Genomic DNA, 19,548 nt, shown 5'->3' with positions numbered 1-19,548 from the left:
GAATCAGCCCCTGAGGTCACCCCGTGCCGATTTCGGCTTGGGTCTCACCTTTGGGCATCAGGTCGCCGATGACGCCAAAACGGGATCCGGTACGACGGAAAAAAGAAGAGAATCAAGGCTTTTAGGGAGAATTGGCTGGGGAACCTGGATTCTCACATTATTTCAAAGGCTTAACAAAATCGCCTTTGATTTTCCTCTGTTTTCCTACCGCGAGCGACCGTGGATGCCATCTTTGTGCCCTGGCTTTGGGCCGACGTCAACTTGGCGGGAGAGCGGCAATTATTTCCGCTTCTGGTTATCCAGGTTTCTGTAATATTCGGTTGAATGGTGAGGGCTAAAGGCCTTCAATGGTGGGCTTGGACCCGCTCGTGTTCAGCCTGCCAAGGCGTTCCATCGGACTTCGACGGAAGGAAACGAAGCTCCACTCGCGTTCCTTCCCCCAAACGAGAGGTGATTCTGACTTCACCACCTGACTGGCGAACAAATCCGTAGACCATGGCGAGCCCGAGGCCAGACCCTCCGGTTTTCGACCGTGTGGTGAAGTAGGGTTCCATCGCTTGGTCGAGGACTTCGGGCGACATACCGACACCTGCGTCGATGACTGCGATGGTGACCGTGTCCACCTCCCCCCGCGCTTCAATCCGGACTGTTCCGCCATCCGGCATTGCGGCCGACGCATTGAGGCACAGATTCAGAATGGATTGCTCGAGCAGCGCCGGATCAAGGCTAACGGTTGGCAGATTGGCTGCAAGCTCCAGTTCCAGACGATTGCGGGTGCCGATTGCCATCTCCAGAACATCCGCCATCCCATGAAGGATGGTGGCAACATCAATCGATGTCGGACGGATCTGCTGCTGACTGCCGACGGACAACATGCTGGATGCAAGCGCTCGCCCGCGTTCCGCCGCCTTGCGGATGCGCCCAAGGTGGCGCTTCTGCCGTTCTGTGAAACCGGGTTCGCGCTCCAGCAGGCCAAGGCTTCCCGTGATGATGCCGATCATATTGCCGACTTCGTGGCTCACCTGATGCGTCATGCGCATCACGACATCGAGGCGCTGGGCGCGGGCTGCTTCCATCTCCTGGCGATCCATCGCCGTCACGTCGCGAGCGAGCAGGACCACGCCGCCGTCAGGTTGTCGTGAGGCAGAGATCTCTACGACCTGGTCGCCAACGAACCGATGCCGGAGGACGTGACGCTCTAAGAGTGAACCGCTCTCGTTCTCACTCGGCATTAAATCTGGATCGATCTCCGGGACCGTCTCGACGAAGCGGCGCAGCGGCATTTTCCGCGACGAGCCTGTCTGTCGCATGAGCTCTATGATACGACGGTTCATGGTGATCGGCCGGCCAGAGGGGTCGAAGAGCGCAATGCCTTCGTTCATCATGCGGAAGGTCGAGCGGATTGTGCGGGCTGCCGCCTCAGCCGTGCGCCTGAGCCGCGACACTCGATCGACGCTTTCCTTGAAGGCGCGAAATGCATCCAGCAGGCGGATCAGCTCCGTTTCTGTCCCGGTATAGGCAGGTGGCCCGACATTCTCCTCTCCACGGGCCAGCGCGTTCATCCCGCGAGACAGATCTCCGATCCCATGCGAGACGCGCATGACGGATCGGATGGACAGAATGGCGAGGATCACGACCGCAAAGGACGCGAGCACGATCATGACAAGCAACTGGCGCAAGGCACTCGAGGTGGCCTCAAGATTTTGGTTCAGCGCGCCTGCTACCCATGCGCTCTGTGTTTCCGTCGCATGCGAGAGATCACGCGAGACGGTATGCAGCCGCGAGACCGAGGCGCGAATGGTGAACATTTCCAGGAGGTAGCGTGTCTGCGCCTCGAAGATCCTACGATAGGGCTCAAGCTGCTCGGGGGAGACGCGCAAATTGGGGCCAGGCACGATCATTCGGGCGGATGTTTCGGCCACGAAACGTCGTTGAAGCTCACCAAGCTGGAACAGGCTGTCCGATGTCGAAGCGGACTGCGCGATGCCATTCAGACGCTGCCGGAGATCCTGATCTTCAATGGCCCGTGCTGTCGCAATCTCGCCCAAGGCAACCGCGGCTTCAGCCTTATGGGCTTGCGCGGCATCCGCGTTTTGAGCCAGTGCAAGCGTTTGTGCCTCGATGCTTTCCAGCAATTGGATGATCCTGCGTGCGCCATCGCCCTGCAATCCTGTGCCGGTCACCTCAGGAGACATGGTCGTGAGGAGGGTCTCAACCTGGGCGACCACGGCACGGCTTTCGCTCGAAACCCGGTAGGGCGATGTCGCGTTCATCAAAAATGGAGCGCTTGAGACGAGGTCGGAGACCTGACGGGAGACCAGAGAGGCTTTGGCGAGACTCGAAAAGGCCTGCACGCTGTAGGCCGACATCTCGCTGCGCGCTCTCTGGAGACCATAGATTGCGACGACCGATAGGAGGAGAACGGAGACGCAGATGAAGGCGATTGCGAAGGGCAATCGAAAGGCGATGGAGGAGAGAAAGGCGCGGTTGATCACGGCGACGACCCTGCGTCGTCGGTGTGCAGCACATAGCCCTTGCCGCGTCGCGTCTGGATATGGCGGGGGAGGTCCGGATTTCGCTCGATCTTGCGTCTCAACCGGAGCACCAGAACATCGACATTACGATCGACAAAACGGTCGGAGTCGGCTCCCATCCGGTCTAGAATCTGGGCCCGACTGACAGGGGTGTTCGGTGTTTCCGCGAGGATTTCGAGCAGAGCGAACTCCGCTGCGGTGAGCGTTTTCGTCGGATCGGCAAGGCAGACCGCGCGCCGCTGCGTAAGATCAACGGCCCATTCACCGAGCCGAAGCGCTGCTGCCGGATGGTCGCGGTCGCTCTCTCTGTCATGGCGAAATTGCGGGTGCGTGCGTCGGAGAACCGCCTTGATCCGTGCTGTGAGTTCGTTCGGTTCGAACGGTTTGACGACATAGTCGTCCGCCGCGGTCTCCAGCCCCAGCACCCGATCGGTCGCGCTCCCGGCTGCAGTCACCATGACGATGCCGACATCGGTCTGCGCCCTCAGCCGCTGCGCGAAGGCTCGGCCAGAGAGGCCCGGCAGATTGTGATCGACCAGAACCAGTTGAACCGCCCCCTGCTGCAATCGCTCCTGCGCAGCCTCGGCGGATGGAGCCGTCACAGGTATCCATCCCTCTGCCTCCACCAGATCACAGATAAGCTCCGCCATATCCGGATCGTCCTCGACGATCAGAATTTTCACCTTCTGGTTCAACATGTGCAGTCCTCCCACGGTGATCATAACCGTGTGGGACGAAAAGGCCAAAGACTTGCCGGTTATCGGCGGGCGTCACAATTGTAATATTTGCAATCTCTGCAACGGGCTCCGTCAATGCAGTGAAAGATCGGTAACCATTCTCCGGTTGCCAGTCCCAACCGATCGCGACATGCTTAAGTCATTGGAACGGGGAGGTTCCAGGGGAGGACGACGTGAAGCTCTTGACCGCCATCGGTGCCGGGGTACTCGTGACCTTGGCCACGGCCACGGACAGTGGTGCGACGGATACGCTCAACATTCTCTGTGGTGTTGACGAGGTCTGGTGTGCCGTCATGGAAAAGACCTACGAGGCAAAAACCGGTCTCCAGATCAACATGCCCCGCATGAGCACGGGCGAGATTCTCGAATATGTCCGGGCTGAAAAGGATCAGCCAACCGTGGATGTCTGGTGGGGCGGCACAGGCGTCACACACCTGCAGGCTGCTTATGAAGGTCTGCTCGAACCCTACCGCCCTCAACAGGAAGCAGACCTTCTGCCCTGGGCGCGAAACTTCTTCTCTCTGTCGGGCGGCACATCCGTCGGCCTGTACGCCGGAGCACTTGGCTTCGCTTACAACACGGATCTTCTCTCGGCGGCAGGCCTGCCCGCGCCCAATTGCTGGAAAGATCTTGCCAAGCCTGTTTATCGTGGCCAGATCCTCTCCGGTAATCCCCATTCCTCTGGCACAGCCTTCACCACGCTGGTGACGCTCGTCCAGTTGCTCGGCGAAGACGAAGCTTTCGCCTACATGCGCGCGCTGGGCCAGAACATCACTGAATACACCAAGGCCGGCGCAGAGCCCGTGAAGGCGGCGGGCAGGGGAGAGATCACCATCGGGATCTCCTTCATGCATGATGCCGTGACGCAAAAGGAGGCGGGCGCGCCATTGGTTATCGTCGCTCCCTGCGAGGGCACCGGCTACGAGATCGGCGCTGTCAGCATCGTCAAGGGCAGCCGTAATCTGGAGGAGGCGCGCCGCTTTGTCGATTTTGCGCTGAGCCCGGAGGGCCAGGCAACGGGTGCCGCCGCCGGCCAGAACCAGGTGCCATCCAATGCCCGGGCGATACTTCCGCCTGCCGCTCCCGACATTTCGATGATCAAGATGGTGGATTATGATTTCGCCACCTTCGGATCGCCCGAACAGCGAAGTCGGCTCTTGAGCCGCTTCGACAGCGAGATCAACCCGACCAACTGATTTCACTTTAACCGGACCGCCATCAACCCGGTGCCCCAAAGGCACCGCCGCCGAAGGCTTGTCCGTTTTCGTCGACTTCCATCAGACGCAAGCAACAGGAGGATACCCATGCGACTGACCCTACTCTCCACGCTACTCTTTGCCGGCACGAGCTTGTCTGCCGGCTCGGCTCTTGCCGCCGGTGAGCTCAACCTCATCTGCGCTGCTGACGTCGTCATCTGCGAGCAGATGCAGGGCGATTTCGAAAAGGCCCATGACATCAAGGTCAATATGGTGCGCATGTCCTCCGGCGAAGCCTATGCCAAGATCCGTGCCGAAGCCCGCAACCCGAAGACCGACCTCTGGTGGGCTGGCACCGGCGACCCCCATCTGCAGGCCGCTGCCGAAGGGCTGACGGAAGAATACAAGTCGCCGATGCTCGACCAGTTGCAGGACTGGGCCAAGAACCAGGCCGAAAGCTCCGGCTTCAAGACCGTCGGCGTTTATGCCGGTGCTCTCGGCTGGGGTTACAACACCGAGATCTTCAAGCAGAAGGGCTACAAGGAACCGACCTGCTGGGCTGACCTGCTGGCACCTGAATTGAAGGGCGAGATCCAGATCGCCAATCCCAATTCGTCGGGAACGGCTTACACAGCGCTCGCCTCGCTCGTCCAGATCATGGGTGAAGACAAGGCCTTCGAATATTTGAAGTCCCTGAATACGAACGTGTCCCAGTACACCAAGTCCGGCTCTGCGCCGGTGAAGGCTGCTGCCCGTGGCGAGACCGGCCTCGGCATCGTCTTCATGCATGACGCCGTGGCCCAGACGTCCGAGGGCTTCCCGGTCAAGTCGATCGCACCGTGCGAAGGCACCGGCTACGAGATCGGCTCCATGTCGATCGTCAAAGGCGCCCGCAACATGGAAAACGCCAAGATCTGGTACGACTGGTCGTTGAAGCCTGAGGTCCAGTCCCGGATGAAGGATGCCAAATCCTTCCAGCTTCCCTCGAACAAGAGCGCCGAAATTCCGAAGGAAGCGCCGCGCTTCGAGGACATCAAGCTGATCGATTACGACTTCAAGACTTTTGGCGATCCGGACAAGCGGAAGGCGCTGCTTGAGCGCTGGGATCGTGAAATCGGTGCCGTCGCAAACTGACACGACAACATTCCGGCCGGCAGTCCCACGATTGCCGGCCCCTCCCACCTTTGCTTTCCCTTGAATGAGGTCGACCATGAGACATGGCAACCGCAGACTGGACCTGTTGCTGGCTTTTGGCGCCGCGTCCTTCCTTCTGCTTCCCTGGTATCGGCAGGAAGCCGGCTTTTTCGGCCTTAGTTGGCTCGGCGATTTCCCACTCGCCGAAAACACAGCGCCGGGGATCCTGCAGCTCTTCGGTCACGGTCGCCTCTGGCTACTCGGCGTCGTCCTCTTCTTCGGGCTCGGTGTCGCCGCCCGGTTCATCGCAGAGCCGATGCGCCGGGGTGCGTTCTTTGCGGCAGCGGGTGCCGCAGGCCTCGTCTATCTTTGCCTGCAGGGGCTTGCGGTCGGGTTCTCCGGCTGGACCTGGGGGATCAGCGAGACCCTGTTCGGATCGCTCTCTGACGGGCAACCCTCCATGGGTGCCGGTGCTGTCACCATGGCGATCGTTTTCGTCCTAATGTTCGCCTTCGGCCTTGTCGAACGCGGGGTGATGAAAGGCGACGCCTTCGTTGTCGGTTCGATTTCGCTGCTGGTGTTCCTGGTGTTCGTCTTTGTCTTTTATCCGATCGGCAGCATGCTGGTGGCGGCCGTCCAGGATTTCGACGGCTCCTTCAAGCCCGATGGGTTTATAAAAAACCTGCAAGATCCCGGCATCTGGAGCCTGAGCTGCGTCATCGGCGAAGGACGCTGCGGCGTTGCCTGGCGGACCTTTGCCCTCGCCATCATGACCGCCTCTGCCTCCACTCTGCTGGGCCTCGCCTTCGCGCTTGTCGCCACCCGCACCCGCTTCCCATTCAAGAAAGGATTGCGGCTCCTGACTGTCCTGCCGATCATCACGCCGCCCTTCGTCATTGGCTTGGCGCTCGTTTTGCTGTTCGGTCGCGCCGGCGTGGTCACTGAAACTCTGTCCAGCCTGTTCGGCATTGAACCGGGACGCTGGCTCTATGGCCTGACCGGCATCTGGATTGCCCAGGTGTTGTCCTTCACCCCTATCTCCTTCCTAGTTCTCATCGGTGTTGTCGAGGGCGTCAGTCCGTCGATGGAGGAAGCATCGCAGACGCTACGTGCCGACCGCTGGCGCACCTTCTGGCGCGTGTCGCTGCCGCTCATGAAACCGGGTCTCGCCAATGCCTTCCTGATCGGCTTCATCGAAAGCATGGCCGACTTCGGCAATCCATTGGTGCTCGGCGGCAGCAATGGCGTGCTCTCCACCGAGATATTCTTTGCCGTTGTCGGCTCCCAGAACGATCCCTCACGAGCAGCGGTGCTTGCGCTCGTTCTCCTCTTCTTTACGCTGTCGGCCTTTCTCGCCCAGCGTCTCTGGCTCTCCGGCAAGAATTTCGCGACCGTCACCGGCAAGGGAGACAGTGGCGCCCATATTGCCCTGCCCCAGAGCATCTCGATCGGCGTGCATGCCATCGTCATCCCCTGGATGATCTTCACCGTTGTCGTCTATGGCATGATCCTCGTCGGTGGCTTCGTCACAACCTGGGGTCTCGACAACACGCTGACGCTCGAACACTATGCCCGCGCGTTTTCTATCAGCATTGAGAACGGCTCAATCGCCTGGACCGGTGTCGCCTGGAACTCCTTCTGGACGACCATGGAGATCTCGCTGATCTCTGCACCTCTGACGGCCGCAGTCGGATTGCTGACCGCCTACATCATCGTCCGGCAGAAGTTCGCCGGTCGGAATCTCTTCGAGTTCGCCCTGATGATGAGCTTCGCCATCCCCGGCACGGTCATCGGCGTCAGCTACATCATGGCTTTCAACCTGCCGCCGCTCGAAATGACCGGCTCAGCGTTGATCCTGATCGCCTGCTTCGTCTTCCGCAACATGCCGGTCGGCGTGCGCGGCGGGATCGCGGCGATGAGCCAGCTCGACAAGAGCCTGGATGAAGCCTCACTGACGCTAAGGGCTGATAGCTTCCGCACCGTGCGCAAGGTCATTCTGCCTCTTCTGCGTCCGGCGATTACAGCCGCACTGGTCTTTTCCTTCGTCCGGGCGATCACCTCGATCAGCGCTGTCATCTTTTTGGTCAGCGCTGAACACAGCATGGCGACCTCCTACATCGTCGGCTTGGTTGAAAACGGCGAATACGGGGTGGCCATTGCCTATTCCTCGATGCTGATCGTCGTGATGATCACTGTCATCGGTGGGTTTCAGCTCCTTGTCGGCGAACGAAAGCTGCGTCGTGAAAATCGTATTGCCGGTCTCGGCAATACCCGTTCCGTTCCTCTCGGTCAGGAGAAAACTGCATGATCACCGTCAAAGCCGGATCCGTCACCTTCCAGAACGTCCGCAAGACCTTCGGTGCCTTCACCGCCATTCACGATCTTTCACTCACCATCGAACCCGGAACGCTGGTGACCCTGCTTGGCCCCTCCGGTTGCGGTAAGACGACGACGCTGCGCATGCTGGCGGGTCTGGAGCACCCGTCTTCCGGAAAGATCCTCATCGGCGGCAAGGATGTGACCATGCTACCGGCCAACGAGCGCGACGTTTCCATGGTGTTCCAGTCCTATGCGCTCTTTCCGCATATGACGTCGCTCGAGAATGTCGCCTATGGCTTACAGTCGTCTGGTTTGGGCAAGAAGGAAGCACGGGAAAAGGCGGAGGCAGGGCTGAAGCTCGTAGGTCTCGCCGGCATGGGGCATCGCCTGCCAGCAGAGCTTTCGGGGGGGCAACAACAGCGTGTCGCTGTCGCCCGTGCCCTGGTTCTGGAGCCGCAGGTGCTGCTTCTCGACGAACCACTCTCCAATCTCGACGCGCGCCTGCGACGCCGAGTCCGCACCGAAATCCGCGACCTGCAGCAGCGTCTCGGCTTCACCGCCGTCTATGTGACCCATGATCAGGACGAGGCACTTGCCGTTTCCGACCGGATTATCGTGATGAAGGATGGCGAAATCGCCCAGTCGGGGGCACCGCGCGAACTTTATGAAGCCCCGGCTTCGCCGTTCATCGCCGACTTCATGGGGGAGGCGAATGTGCTTCCCTGTGAGGTGGTCCAATCTGAAGGCGGCCAAGTCCTGGTACGGGTCAGCAATATCGAGCACCGCCTGCAGTCCAAAGCAGGCCGAGGCCCAGCCAAACTTGCCGTGCGGCCCGGTGCCATCCGGATCGGCTCTGCCGGCGCAGAGGGCCTGAAGGGACGGGTCCTGCACTCTGCCTATCTCGGCGGGCATGTCGAATATGAGGTCGAGACCGATGTCGGCACACTCTTCGTGATCGATCACGATGTCGACCATGCCCATGCCGCCACAAGCGATGTCACACTCGCGTTCAAGAACCGTGGGATTGCCGTCATCAGCGGCTGATGATTTTTTTAAAAGAAGACCAAGGAAAACGAGAATGACAGTGAATGATACGGCACTCGCAGCGCGTTTTGCCCTGGCCAAGACGCTGGCAGCGGAAGCGGGAGCTATGGCCCTCGACTATTTCAACCGGCGCGATACGCTAGTGATTGAAACGAAGCGCGACCTGCAGGATGTGGTGTCGATCGCGGACCGCAATGTTGAAACCTTCCTGAAGCAGCGCGTTGCCGAGATTTACGCCCATGACGGTTTTCTGGGCGAGGAGTTCGGTCATGACGAAGGCTCCTCGGGCTTCACCTGGGTTGTCGACCCGATCGATGGCACCGCCCCCTTCGTCAACGGCATGCCCACCTGGTGTGTCTCCGTAGCAATCGTGCGGGATGGTGAACCGGTCGTCGGCGTGATCCATGTGCCCTGTTCCGACGAGCTGTTTGCCGCCGCCCATGGCTTGGGTGCGACGCTGAACAACGAGCCCCTCAGCCTCGACCCCAGCCGTAACCTGCAAAACGCGATGACCGGCATCGGCTGCAACAACTATGTCACGCCGGAGCGCGTCGGCGCCATCATCACCGGCCTCATGCAGCGTGGCGGTAATTTCATTCGCAATGGCTCTGGCGCCCTGATGCTCGCCTATGTTGCCGCCGGCCGACTGGTCGGTTATTACGAGCCGCATATGCGCGCCTGGGACTGCATGGCCGGCTTCTGCCTGGTGCGCGAAGCAGGAGGCAAGAATCTTGCTTTCCCGGGAAGTGGTGCAGAATTCCTCCAGGGTCATCCGGTCCTGGCGGCAAATCGGTCCTGCTACGATGAGCTGTTGGATTTGCACATCAGCAATCTCTAAAGCGTGTCGCGGCAAACGGGATTCAGGATTCCGGTTTTTCTTGATCTGTGATTGACTGTGCCCGTGGAAGGAGAAGCGCCATGGGCAAGCCGCATCCGATGGAGTTGCGTGAGCGTGTCGTTGCGTTTGTGAATGAAGGCAACAGCAATCGGGAAGCCGCCCGGCATTTCCGGGTTTCGCCCCGGTTCGTCAACAACATGATGATCCTGCATCGTTCCTCTGGTTCTCTTCGGCCTGCCAGACAGGGCCACCCGCCTGGCAGTAAACTTTCGCCGCATGGGGAATGGATCAGCGAGCGCGTAGCCCTCAATGGCGAAGTGACGCTGGACGAACTGTGTCTCGAACTGGCCGAGCGCGGCATCGAAGTCCACCGCGCAACCGTCGGGCGGTTTCTACATCGGCTTGGGCTCAGCAATAAAAAAAAGCCTCAAGGCAAGCGAGCAGCTCAGACCGGAGATCGCCAAGGCGCGTGATCTTTGGATTAGCCGGCGAAAGCGGTTCTTCAACAAGGCGTTGTCACGGCTCATCTTTATCGATGAGACGTCCACGAATACCCGTCTGACGAAGCGCACCGGATGGTCTGCCAAAGGCAGTCGCTTTGCGGCTTACGCTCCCTTCGGCCACTGGAAGACGCAGACATTCATCGCCGGACTGCGCTGCCATGGCCTGACCGCGCCATGGATTGTCGATGCACCCATGAACAGCCGCATCTTTGAAACATGGATCGAGACACAGCTTGCGCCGACACTGTCGCCCGGCGATGTTGTCATCCTCGACAATGTCGGCTTCCACAAAAGCGAGAAAGCCGAACAACTGGTCAAGGCGAAGGGGGCCTGGCTTCTCTTCCTGCCGCCCTATTCGCCGGACCTGAACCCCATCGAAATGGCGTTCTCAAAGCTCAAGGCGCTCTTGCGAAAGCGAGCAGCCAGGAGCTTCGACACGATTGCCCAAGCCCTCGGCGACATCATCGCCCTCTTCTCTGTCACTGAATGCCGAAACTTCTTCAAAGCCGCAGGATATGAGGCTGAATAAATGCGACACGCTTTAAGACTGCAGCCGCACCATTTCTTCTAGGTTTTCAAGCGGGGCCGAAAGAGGCCCCGCTCCACAGTTTTCCCGATGGCATCAGTTAAGACGGGCGCCGTCTGACCCGAAGAAGTGCAGGTCCGATGCCTTCGCACCGATCTCCACCATGTCATCCATCTCGATCCGCGAGCGACCGGCAACCCGGAAGACAATGTCGCTGCCATCGGCCAGCGTTCCATGCACATAGCTTTCGGCCCCGACCAACTCGACGGCGGCAACCTTGACGCTTGCGGTGAAGATCTCGTTCCCCGGCACGTCCGTGGTCAGGTGCAGGTCTTCAGGGCGGATGCCGAGGGTAGCCGTGCCTGACGGAACCGCCGTATCTGATGCCATCGACCAGCTCTCGCTCGCCTTCGCCATTTGCAGCAAGTTCATCGAGGGTGAACCGATGAAGGTCGCCACGAAGGTCGTTGCCGGACGCTCGTAAAGCTCGATCGGCGTGCCAACCTGTTCGATGCGCCCAGCATTCAGCACCACCAGCCTGTCAGCCAGCGTCATCGCTTCCATCTGGTCGTGGGTCACGTAGACGCTGGTCGTGGCGAGCGACCGCTGCAGCCGCTTGATCTCGACCCGCATCTGTACGCGCAGCTTCGCATCGAGGTTCGACAGGGGTTCGTCAAAGAGATAGGCCGCCGGTTCGCGCACGATCGCCCGCCCCATGGCAACGCGCTGGCGCTGGCCGCCAGACAATTGGCGCGGTTTGCGCTCGAGAAACTGCTCGATCTCCAGCGCCTTGGCGGCCTGTTCGATACGGCGGTCGATCTCGTCCTTCGGTGTATTGCGGTTCTTCAATCCGTAGGCGAGGTTCTGGCGGACGGTCATATGCGGATAGAGCGCATAGTTCTGGAACACCATGGCGATATCGCGTTCGGAGGGTTCCAGCTCGTTGACCACCCGGTCACCGATCGAGATTTGACCACCCGAAATGCCCTCAAGGCCGGCAATCATGCGCAGCAGCGTGGACTTGCCGCAACCCGAAGGGCCGACCAGCACGACGAGTTCGCCATCGGCGATTTGGAGAGACACGCCCTTTATGGCTTCGACATTGCCATACATCTTGCGGACATCATCTAAAACAATCTGGGCCATTACTTTTCTGTCTCCACAAGACCTTTGACGAACCATCGCTGCATCAGAACGACGACGACGATGGGAGGGATGATGGCGAGGATCGCGGTCACCATGACGTAATTCCAGGGCGTGGAGGCGTCGGTGAAATCGACCATGCGGCGCAAGCCGATGATGATGGTGTTCATCTTGGCGTCGTTCGTCACCAGGAGGGGCCAGAGATACTGGGTCCAGCCATAGATGAAGAGGATCACGAAGAGGGCTGCGATGTTGGTGGTCGAGAGCGGCAGCAGGATGTCCTTCATGAACCGGAAAGGCCCGGCATTGTCGATGCGCGCGGCTTCCACCAGCTCGCCCGGTATGGTCAGGAAGAACTGACGGAACAGGAAGGTTGCCGTCGCAGACGCCATCAGGGGAAGTGTGAGCCCCGCATAGGTGTCGATTAGCCCGAGATCCACGATGACCTTGTAGGTAGGCAGAATGCGCACCTCGACCGGCAGCATCAGGGTGATGAAGATCATCCAGAAGAAGAACATCCGGAATCGGAAGCGGAAGAAGACGATCGCAAAGGCAGACAGGAACGAGATGATGATCTTGCCGACAGCAATCGCGATCGCGACCACGAAGGAATTGAACAGCAGCCGCTCGAGGCTGACGCCGACGACACGTTCGACGCCGCCTGACATGGCTTCAGAGTAGTTGTCGGCCAGGTGGTCGCCCGGCAACAGTGACATGGGCGGCCGGATAATGTCTTGCGACGTCATCGATGAGGCGATGAAGGTGTAGTAGATCGGAAAGGCAACGACGATGATGCCGATGACGAGGATCAGATGGCCAATCAGATTGGCGATGGGGCGTTTTTCAATCATGTCCGGTCCTCAGCCGTAATGAACCCGCTTCTCGACGAAGCGGAACTGGAAGGCCGTCAGGCCGATCACGATGATCATCAGGATGACCGACTGCGCTGCGGATGAGCCGAGGTTCAGGTTGACGAAGCCGTCATTGTAAACCTTGTACACCAGCGTTTCGGTCGCCTTTGCCGGGCCGCCGCCGGTGACGGCGTGGATGATGCCGAAGGTATCGAAGAAGGCGTAGACCGTGTTGACGACCAGCAGGAAGAAGGTTGTCGGCGCCAGAAGCGGGAAGATGATGGTCCAGAACCGTCTGCTACCACGGGCCCCGTCGATGGCAGCCGCCTCAATCAGCGATTTCGGGATCGCCTGAAGGCCGGCGACGAAGAAGAGGAAATTGTAGCTGATCTGCTTCCAGGCAGCCGCGAAGACGATCAGCGCCATGGCTTGATCGCCCTTCAGAAGCGGGTCCCAGTCGAAGCCGGTGGAGCGCAACAGATAAGCAAGCGTTCCCATGGCCGGGTTGAACATGAAGAGCCACAGCATGCCAGCAACGGCAGGCGCCACGGCATAGGGCCAGATCAGCAGTGTGCGGTAAAAGGTCTGACCGCGTACTACCTTGTCGGCAGCCGTGGCGAGAAGCAAAGCGACCGCCATTGAGACGAGCGCCGTCAACACGCTGAAGACGATCGTGACCTGGAACGAATGCAGATAGTTGGGGTCCGAGAGAATGTCGGAGAAATTGGCAAAACCGACGAAGGTGCTTTTCAGCCCAAAGGGATCTTCCCTGAGCATCGACTGGTAGATCGCCTGGCTTGCCGGCCAGAAGAAGAATACCAGCGTCAGAATGATCTGAGGCGCCAAGAGCAGGTAGGGAAGGATTTTGTTCGGGAAGTGAACCGTGTGCAAGGCAAAGCTCCTCAGCCGGTCAGAGAAAAAGCACTGCCCGCATCATCAGACACGGGCAGTGTTGTCATTCAGTCAGATCAGTTGCTGGAGACGGAAGCGATGGCTGCGTTGCCACGCTCGACGATGCGGTCGAGCGTCGTCTTGGCATCCTGCGAGCCTGACAGCATGGCTTCGAACTCTTCGTTCATGATGTCACGAACCTGCGGCAGGTTCGGCAGACGCACGCCCTTGGAGTTTTCGGTCGGTGCCTTGCCGGTCATCTGCAGGATCGGCGTTTCGCGGGCCGGGTTCTTCTCGTAGAAGCCCGAGGCCTTGGTCGCCTCGTAAGCCGCGTTGGTCACCGGGAGATAGCCGGAAACCTGATGCAAGCGTGCCTGGATTTCCGTCTGCGACAGGAAGTTGAAGAACTGGGCGATGCCCTTGTATTCTTCATCGCTCTTGCCACCGAAGACCCAGAGGCTCGCGCCGCCCGGGATGGTGTTCTGCGGACCATTGCCTTCGTAATAGGGAAGCTGGCCAATCCCGTAGTTCATGCCGGACTTCACGATATCACCGAGACCACCCGAGGATTCGGTCATGATCGCGCATTCGCCCGAGAGGAAAAGCTGCTTGGCTTCCGATGTGCGGCCGCCGTAGCGGAATGCACCATCCTTGGCCAGATCGGCGATCGACTGGAAGTGCTGGACGTAGAGATCAGAATTGACCTTCAGTTCAACGGTGCCGCCGGCAAGGCCATTCTCGTTGGTGCCATAGGAGACGTTGTTCCAGGCGGCAAAGTTCTCGGTCTGGATCCAGGTCAGCCAGGTCGAGGTCAGCCCGCAGGGCGCGGCACCGCTGTCCTTGATCTTACGCGCGGCTTCGAAAACTTCCGGCCAGGTCTTCGGCGGGTTCTCCGTATCGAGGCCGGCCTTCGTGAAGGCGTCCTTGTTGTAGTATAGGACCGGCGACGACGAATTGTAGGGGAAGGACAGCATAGTGCCATCCGGCTTCGAATAATAGGCGACAATGCCGGCCAAATAGTCCGACTTGTTGAATTCGAAGCCACCTTTCTGGAGCACTTCCGCAACGGGAACGATGGCACCTTCTGCGCCCATCATCACGCCCGAACCGGCATCAAAGACCTGGATGATTGCCGGTGGCTGCTTGGAACGGAATGCGGCAATGCCGGCATTCAAAGTTTCTGGATAGGTGCCCTTGAAGACGGGTGTGATTTTATAGTCGCTCTGGCTCTCGTTGAATTCCTTGGCAAGCTGATCGACGACTTCGTTGTTTGCGCCGGTCATGGCATGCCACCACTGCAGCTCCGTCGCTGCAAAGGCAGAAGCGCCGAAAGAAAGCGAAAGTGCGAGTGTTGCTGCTGATGCAGCGAAACGTGTCTTAGACATGGTGCCTCCCGAGTGTTCCACCTGGTCCAGCGATATGCTCACCAGATATTTTGTCGTCAGAACCTCCCAGAACTGACGTAAGTGCGCTTCGTTTGAAGCGCTATCTATTCAAAATGAAAAGAAACGAACCTGCAACGAAATTATGAAGGGCAGTTGTATCAAGCTGTGCACAATCAAAGGGCGAAAGGGAGGTGCTTGCCAAAAACATGAACTCATCTTAAGTACGGCCTTATTACGTGGCTCGTGACACCCCAAGCGGATGTTGAGTTCCGGCCCCGAGCCGAGTAAGACTCGCTTCAGCACGCAGGATGGACTGCAGAACAGCGGCCGGGATTGCTCAAGTTGTTGAGAAGGCGTCGCTTTTTTCTCTGAGAAAAAGGTGCTGATTCTTAGCGGAAAACCGGCCTAAAATGGCCTGCCTGAAAAACTTGGATCCACATGATTTCAATGGCTTAGAAAAATAGCCTTTGATTTTCCGCTGTTTCTCTGTCGCGAGCGACCGTGGATGCCTTCTTTGTGCCCTGGCTTTGGGCCGACGTCAACACGGCGCGAGAGCGGCAATTGTTTCCGCTCGGAAACATCAAGGCGGGGTTAAAGCGGGCATGTTCGCGCGGCAGCTTCGCGCCCCCAAAGTCGGTCGTTCGACACGCAATTCGCAAATGTAAGAGCTGCCATTCGGCTTCAGGTCGAAAGAGCAAGAACGAAGCTGTTAGCGGCTGCTCGTGCTCTTGCCCAGCTCCAGGGGCTGATCCACTCTGTCGCTAGCGGAAGCGTCGTCGATCGTGCCATCCTTGATGATCTCGCTGATCTCCCCGAGATAGGCCGATGGAGAGAGATCCAGGCGAACATGGGCGAGTTCGACACTTTTCAGTGCATTGCCCATCGTATCGGCGAAGGGCGTTCCGCGCGTGGCTGTTTCCTGTGCTGCCTCGTAGAGAAGATGATGGGCCTTGTGGCGTCCGATCATCGGGGATAGCTGCATCATGGCAGCTTCCGACATGATCAGCCCTTGGGTGAGCTCCAGATTGCGGGCCATCGCGGCCTCGTTTACCTGGAGGCCGCCCAGCACGCGTTCTGCTGCTTCGGCGATCGATGTGGCTAGGATCGCCATCTCACCAACAACGATGTCGGACACGTTGGTGGCGGAGGAGTCGCCTTCATCCATGCGTACCATGCTCGACAGGATCAGCGGCACGCGCGCTTCCAGCAGGCGGCAGAGGCTGACAAGAACGAGGGCTGCGGAGGGATTGCGCTTCTGGGCCATGGTAGAACTCCCAACCTTGCCCATGTGGAAAGCTTCCTCCACTTCGCCGATTTCCGTCCTCTGCAGAAAGACGATGTCGCCGGCGATCTTCTGAAGCGTGCCGGCGAGCACGGCAAACCCGGCCAGGTAATCCGCCACCCTGTCGAAGGATGAGCGTACGGGTAGCCTTGCCGGCGCAAGGCCGAGCAGTCGGGCGGCGACTTCTTCCACGGCTCGGCCCTTGCCGCCCATGGCCGCGAAGGTGCCGATGGCGCCGCCGAAATAAGTGAGGAAAGCACCGTCCGCCCGGACCGCGAGGCGCTCCCGGCCACGACGCAGTTCCGCATGCCAGGCGGCCGCCTTGAAGCCGAATGTCATTGGCAGGGCGTGCTGACCATGGGTGCGACCGGCCTGCAGCGTTGTTTTGTGCTGATGGGCAAGCCGGCCAAGATGATCCTCGCATCGCAGAAGAACGCTGATCAGGTGCACATGGGTCTGCTTCAACTGCAGGGCGATCGCCGTGTCGAAGATGTTCTGTGTCGTCGCACCCCAGTGAATAAAGCCGGCATCCGGTTCGCCGCAGCGTTCCTCCAACTGCTTGAGCACAGGCACGAAGGGATGTTGCGCAAAGGCGATCTCTCGGCTCAGTCGCTCGTGATCGAAACCTTCGGCCCGGCAACAGGCGGCAATCCTGTCTGCCGCGCCTTGCGGGATTATCTTCAGTTCCGCCTGGGCGCGTGCCAGTGCGGCCTCGACATCCAGCCATGCCTGCAGCGTTGCATCATCCGACCAGATCGAGATTGCGGTCGGACTGAACCAATGCCGAGTGATGAAAGATGTGAACATGCCGACACTCATGCGGAACCTCAACGGAATGGCTAGGCGTAAAGATTCGGGCGCCCGACACAGATCGGGCGCCGCGGGCTTTTTATCTCACTCGACAACGATCTTGGCGCTATCGATCACACCCTTGTAGACGGTGCCCTGCTGGAGCACGAAATCCTTGAAAGTGGATGAGGAAAGGGGGGAGGCCAGGAAGCCGACGTCGGCGAAACGCTTCTGTACATCGGCGTTTGCCAGAGCATCGCTGATCGCCTTGTCGACGGCAGCGACGAAGTCGGCCTGCGAGCCGGCCTTGGCGAAGATGCCTTGCCACAGCGGCAATGCCAGTCCGTCCATACCGGGGGTTTCGGCCAGCGTCGGCACATCCGGCACCTGCGGAGCACGTTCGGTTCCGGAGACCGCGAGAATGCGGATCTTGTTCTCCTTGGCCAGTGGCAATGCTGTCGAAAGGGTCAGCACGGCAGAATTCAGCACGCCGGCCAAGAGGTCGTTGGTCACCTGCGCCCCGCCTCGATAGGGGGCATGCAGCAGCTTCACACCTGCGCGCTGCGAGATGATCTCGCCGAGAAGATGCTGGGCAGAACCGATGCCCGGCGAGCCGTAGCTGATGCTTTCCGGGGCGGCCTTTGCGGCGGCCAGAAGCGCGGCCATGTCCTGATAGTCAGACTGTGCCGGAACCACCACCGCCATCGATGTGGTCGTTGTGCGACCGACGGCGATCGTGTCCGTCTCCCAGTTGACGCCCACCTTGGCATTGGTCATTGGCACGGCAACCGTGTCGAAGCCGCCATAGTAGAGTGTATTGCCGTCGGCTGCGCCGTTGATCAGCTTCTGAAGTGCAATCATGCCGCTCGCACCCGTTGCATTTTCGACGATGACCGTGCGGCCGATACGGCTTGAGATCTCGGGCGCAATGATCCGGGCAGCAAGATCCGCGCTGCCGCCAGCCGAGTATCCGACCAGCAATGTCAGTGGCGCATCGGACTGAGCCTGGGCAATCGGAGCGGCAACCCCGAGCGCAAGGGCTAGGCCCGCCAGTGCATTCCCAATCTTGTGAAACATGTGAACTCCTCCTCCGAGTGATACATATTGTATTGTTAAGCCTAGTTTCGGCTTCGCGTATTTGTTAGAGATGGCCTGAAAATCAGGCAATAGTATTTCGACTGTGATGATGAAATACATTCTTGATGATACAATTTGTATTGTGATAGGAGCCGGGCATGGAGAGAATTGGGAAGCTTCAGGACTATCTGAAGTCGCTGGCGACAACGGCGCAGCCGGGAGACCGGCTGCCGACGGTTCGTAGCCTCATGCGCGACTTTAAGCTGGCGCAGCCGGGGGTGCAGCGCGCCCTGCAGGCGCTGAAGGAAGAGGGGCTCATTGATGCGCAAGTCGGGCGCGGGACCTTTTTCGTTGGCGGCAGTGCGGGTCACGGTGGCTCAGGCATGCGCAGTCTGCCACAGAAAGGCCGCAGCGTGATCCTGCTGCGCCGTCCGAGCGCCACGCAAAGGGCACGCCTCGTCATGGACCGTCTGCAGGCCATGGTCGCCGATGGCGGCGATATGACCCTGGAGGTCGGATATTCCGATGCCGATCACGCGCGCCGGGTGCTGCAATCCCTGCCGCGTTTCGATGCCTGCGTCATCCAGAATTCCTTTGAGCAGATGCCGGTCGAAATGCTGGCGGCGCTCCGGCGCAAGTCGGAGAACGTGATCGTCGATGGTGCCTGGCTGGTCGGCACGGATGTCGATGCGGTGGGCTTCGAATGGGGCCGGCCTGTCGAACGGGCGGTCCGCCTGCTGTCGGCATGTGCGCATCAGCAGATCCATTACATCACGACGGCAAACTCCTTTCTCGCCAATGAACTTGGCCTGCATCGCTACCGGCAGATGCGGGAGGAGGGCCCCGATCGCACGCAGTTGCGCGCGCCCGACCTGCTGCCTTCCCTGCCATCGCGCGAATTCGAACTGGCCGTGCTGGAGCGGCTGGCGGCCATCGCCCGCGAACCCGGTGGGGAGCGTCGCGGTGTTCTCGTCTGGGGCGTCGAGAGCGGGCAGCGACTGCGCGCCGGCCTGCATGCGCGCGGCATCCGCGTGCCAGAGGATATCTCCATCGTCCTTCTGGGCCGCAGCGATGTCGAGGCCGAGCGGGAAGGCTTCTTTCACCTGATCGGCTATAGCGCCCAGGAACAGGCCGAGGCGCTGTATGCGCGGCTGAAAAGTCGGTGGAGCGATCCGCACACGCCCTATGGACTGACATTGATCACCATGCATGAGGTCGAGGGGCGCTCGGTGCTTCCGGCGGCGCATAACGCCCCGGAAAGCCCGTCGACCCCGGCTGAGGATACACCGGGAGGATAGT

General features: G+C 59.7%; 16 protein-coding genes. 8 read left to right on the top strand and 8 right to left on the bottom strand.

Annotated elements, in window-relative coordinates; translation table 11 throughout:
- Nucleotides 1-344: 344 nt before the first annotated feature.
- Both AC1PUL_RS14090 and AC1PUL_RS14085 read right to left on the bottom strand, forming a co-directional pair.
- On the bottom strand, nt 345-2,495 hold the full coding sequence (locus AC1PUL_RS14090; protein ID WP_480464783.1) for a sensor histidine kinase: 2,151 nt from the start codon (nt 2,493-2,495) through the stop codon (nt 345-347).
- On the bottom strand, nt 2,492-3,232 hold the full coding sequence (locus AC1PUL_RS14085; protein ID WP_480464782.1) for a response regulator transcription factor: 741 nt from the start codon (nt 3,230-3,232) through the stop codon (nt 2,492-2,494). The genes AC1PUL_RS14090 and AC1PUL_RS14085 overlap by 4 nt, the downstream gene beginning before the upstream one ends.
- 212 nt (nt 3,233-3,444) lie before the next feature.
- Between AC1PUL_RS14085 and AC1PUL_RS14080 the strand changes: the two genes are divergently transcribed.
- The 7 genes from AC1PUL_RS14080 (at nt 3,445) to AC1PUL_RS14050 (ending at nt 10,834) form a co-directional block, all read left to right on the top strand.
- On the top strand, nt 3,445-4,467 hold the full coding sequence (locus AC1PUL_RS14080) for an ABC transporter substrate-binding protein (protein ID WP_480464781.1): 1,023 nt from the start codon (nt 3,445-3,447) through the stop codon (nt 4,465-4,467).
- Nucleotides 4,468-4,575: 108 nt separating this feature from the next.
- A complete protein-coding gene (locus tag AC1PUL_RS14075; RefSeq protein ID WP_480464780.1) occupies nt 4,576-5,601 on the top strand; it encodes an ABC transporter substrate-binding protein in 1,026 nt (341 codons plus the stop codon).
- A gap of 76 nt (nt 5,602-5,677) precedes the next feature.
- Nucleotides 5,678-7,909 carry an ABC transporter permease gene (locus AC1PUL_RS14070; RefSeq protein WP_480464779.1) on the top strand — a complete coding sequence of 744 codons (2,232 nt, stop codon included), beginning with the start codon at nt 5,678-5,680 and terminating at the stop codon, nt 7,907-7,909.
- On the top strand, nt 7,906-8,964 hold the full coding sequence (locus AC1PUL_RS14065) for an ABC transporter ATP-binding protein (RefSeq protein WP_480464778.1): 1,059 nt from the start codon (nt 7,906-7,908) through the stop codon (nt 8,962-8,964). The genes AC1PUL_RS14070 and AC1PUL_RS14065 overlap by 4 nt, the downstream gene beginning before the upstream one ends.
- A 34-nt stretch (nt 8,965-8,998) precedes the next feature.
- Nucleotides 8,999-9,802: an inositol monophosphatase family protein gene (locus AC1PUL_RS14060; protein WP_480464777.1), complete on the top strand. Its 804-nt coding sequence runs from the start codon at nt 8,999-9,001 to the stop codon at nt 9,800-9,802.
- Nucleotides 9,803-9,882: 80 nt separating this feature from the next.
- Entirely contained in the window at nt 9,883-10,275 is a 393-nt protein-coding gene (locus tag AC1PUL_RS14055; protein WP_480464776.1) for a helix-turn-helix domain-containing protein, read from the top strand.
- A 40-nt stretch (nt 10,276-10,315) separates the two neighbouring features.
- On the top strand, nt 10,316-10,834 hold the full coding sequence (locus AC1PUL_RS14050) for an IS630 family transposase (protein WP_480464775.1): 519 nt from the start codon (nt 10,316-10,318) through the stop codon (nt 10,832-10,834).
- A 93-nt stretch (nt 10,835-10,927) separates the two neighbouring features.
- On the opposite strand, the gene AC1PUL_RS14045 is transcribed toward AC1PUL_RS14050, so the two are convergent.
- The 6 genes from AC1PUL_RS14045 to AC1PUL_RS14020 form a co-directional block, all read right to left on the bottom strand.
- Nucleotides 10,928-11,977 (bottom strand): sn-glycerol-3-phosphate import ATP-binding protein UgpC, encoded by a 1,050-nt coding sequence (locus tag AC1PUL_RS14045; protein WP_480464774.1) that lies wholly within the window; start codon nt 11,975-11,977, stop codon nt 10,928-10,930.
- On the bottom strand, nt 11,977-12,825 hold the full coding sequence (gene ugpE / locus AC1PUL_RS14040) for a sn-glycerol-3-phosphate ABC transporter permease UgpE (RefSeq protein ID WP_480464773.1): 849 nt from the start codon (nt 12,823-12,825) through the stop codon (nt 11,977-11,979). The genes AC1PUL_RS14045 and ugpE overlap by 1 nt, the downstream gene beginning before the upstream one ends.
- A gap of 9 nt (nt 12,826-12,834) precedes the next feature.
- A complete protein-coding gene (ugpA, locus tag AC1PUL_RS14035) occupies nt 12,835-13,716 on the bottom strand; it encodes a sn-glycerol-3-phosphate ABC transporter permease UgpA (protein ID WP_480464772.1) in 882 nt (293 codons plus the stop codon).
- Between the two features lie 77 nt (nt 13,717-13,793).
- Nucleotides 13,794-15,101 carry a sn-glycerol-3-phosphate ABC transporter substrate-binding protein UgpB gene (ugpB, locus tag AC1PUL_RS14030; protein WP_480464771.1) on the bottom strand — a complete coding sequence of 436 codons (1,308 nt, stop codon included), beginning with the start codon at nt 15,099-15,101 and terminating at the stop codon, nt 13,794-13,796.
- Between the two features lie 709 nt (nt 15,102-15,810).
- Nucleotides 15,811-17,190, bottom strand: a complete 1,380-nt coding sequence (locus tag AC1PUL_RS14025; protein WP_480464770.1) for a class-II fumarase/aspartase family protein — start codon at nt 17,188-17,190, stop codon at nt 15,811-15,813.
- Between the two features lie 87 nt (nt 17,191-17,277).
- Entirely contained in the window at nt 17,278-18,249 is a 972-nt protein-coding gene (locus AC1PUL_RS14020) for a Bug family tripartite tricarboxylate transporter substrate binding protein (protein WP_480464769.1), read from the bottom strand.
- Between the two features lie 158 nt (nt 18,250-18,407).
- On the opposite strand from AC1PUL_RS14020, the gene AC1PUL_RS14015 reads away from it, so the two are divergent.
- On the top strand, nt 18,408-19,547 hold the full coding sequence (locus tag AC1PUL_RS14015; protein ID WP_480464768.1) for a GntR family transcriptional regulator: 1,140 nt from the start codon (nt 18,408-18,410) through the stop codon (nt 19,545-19,547).
- The last annotated feature ends 1 nt before the right edge of the window (nt 19,548 follow it).

This window comes from Rhizobium sp. P43, assembly GCF_056730705.1.
This window is presented reverse-complemented; position numbering and strand designations above follow the sequence as displayed.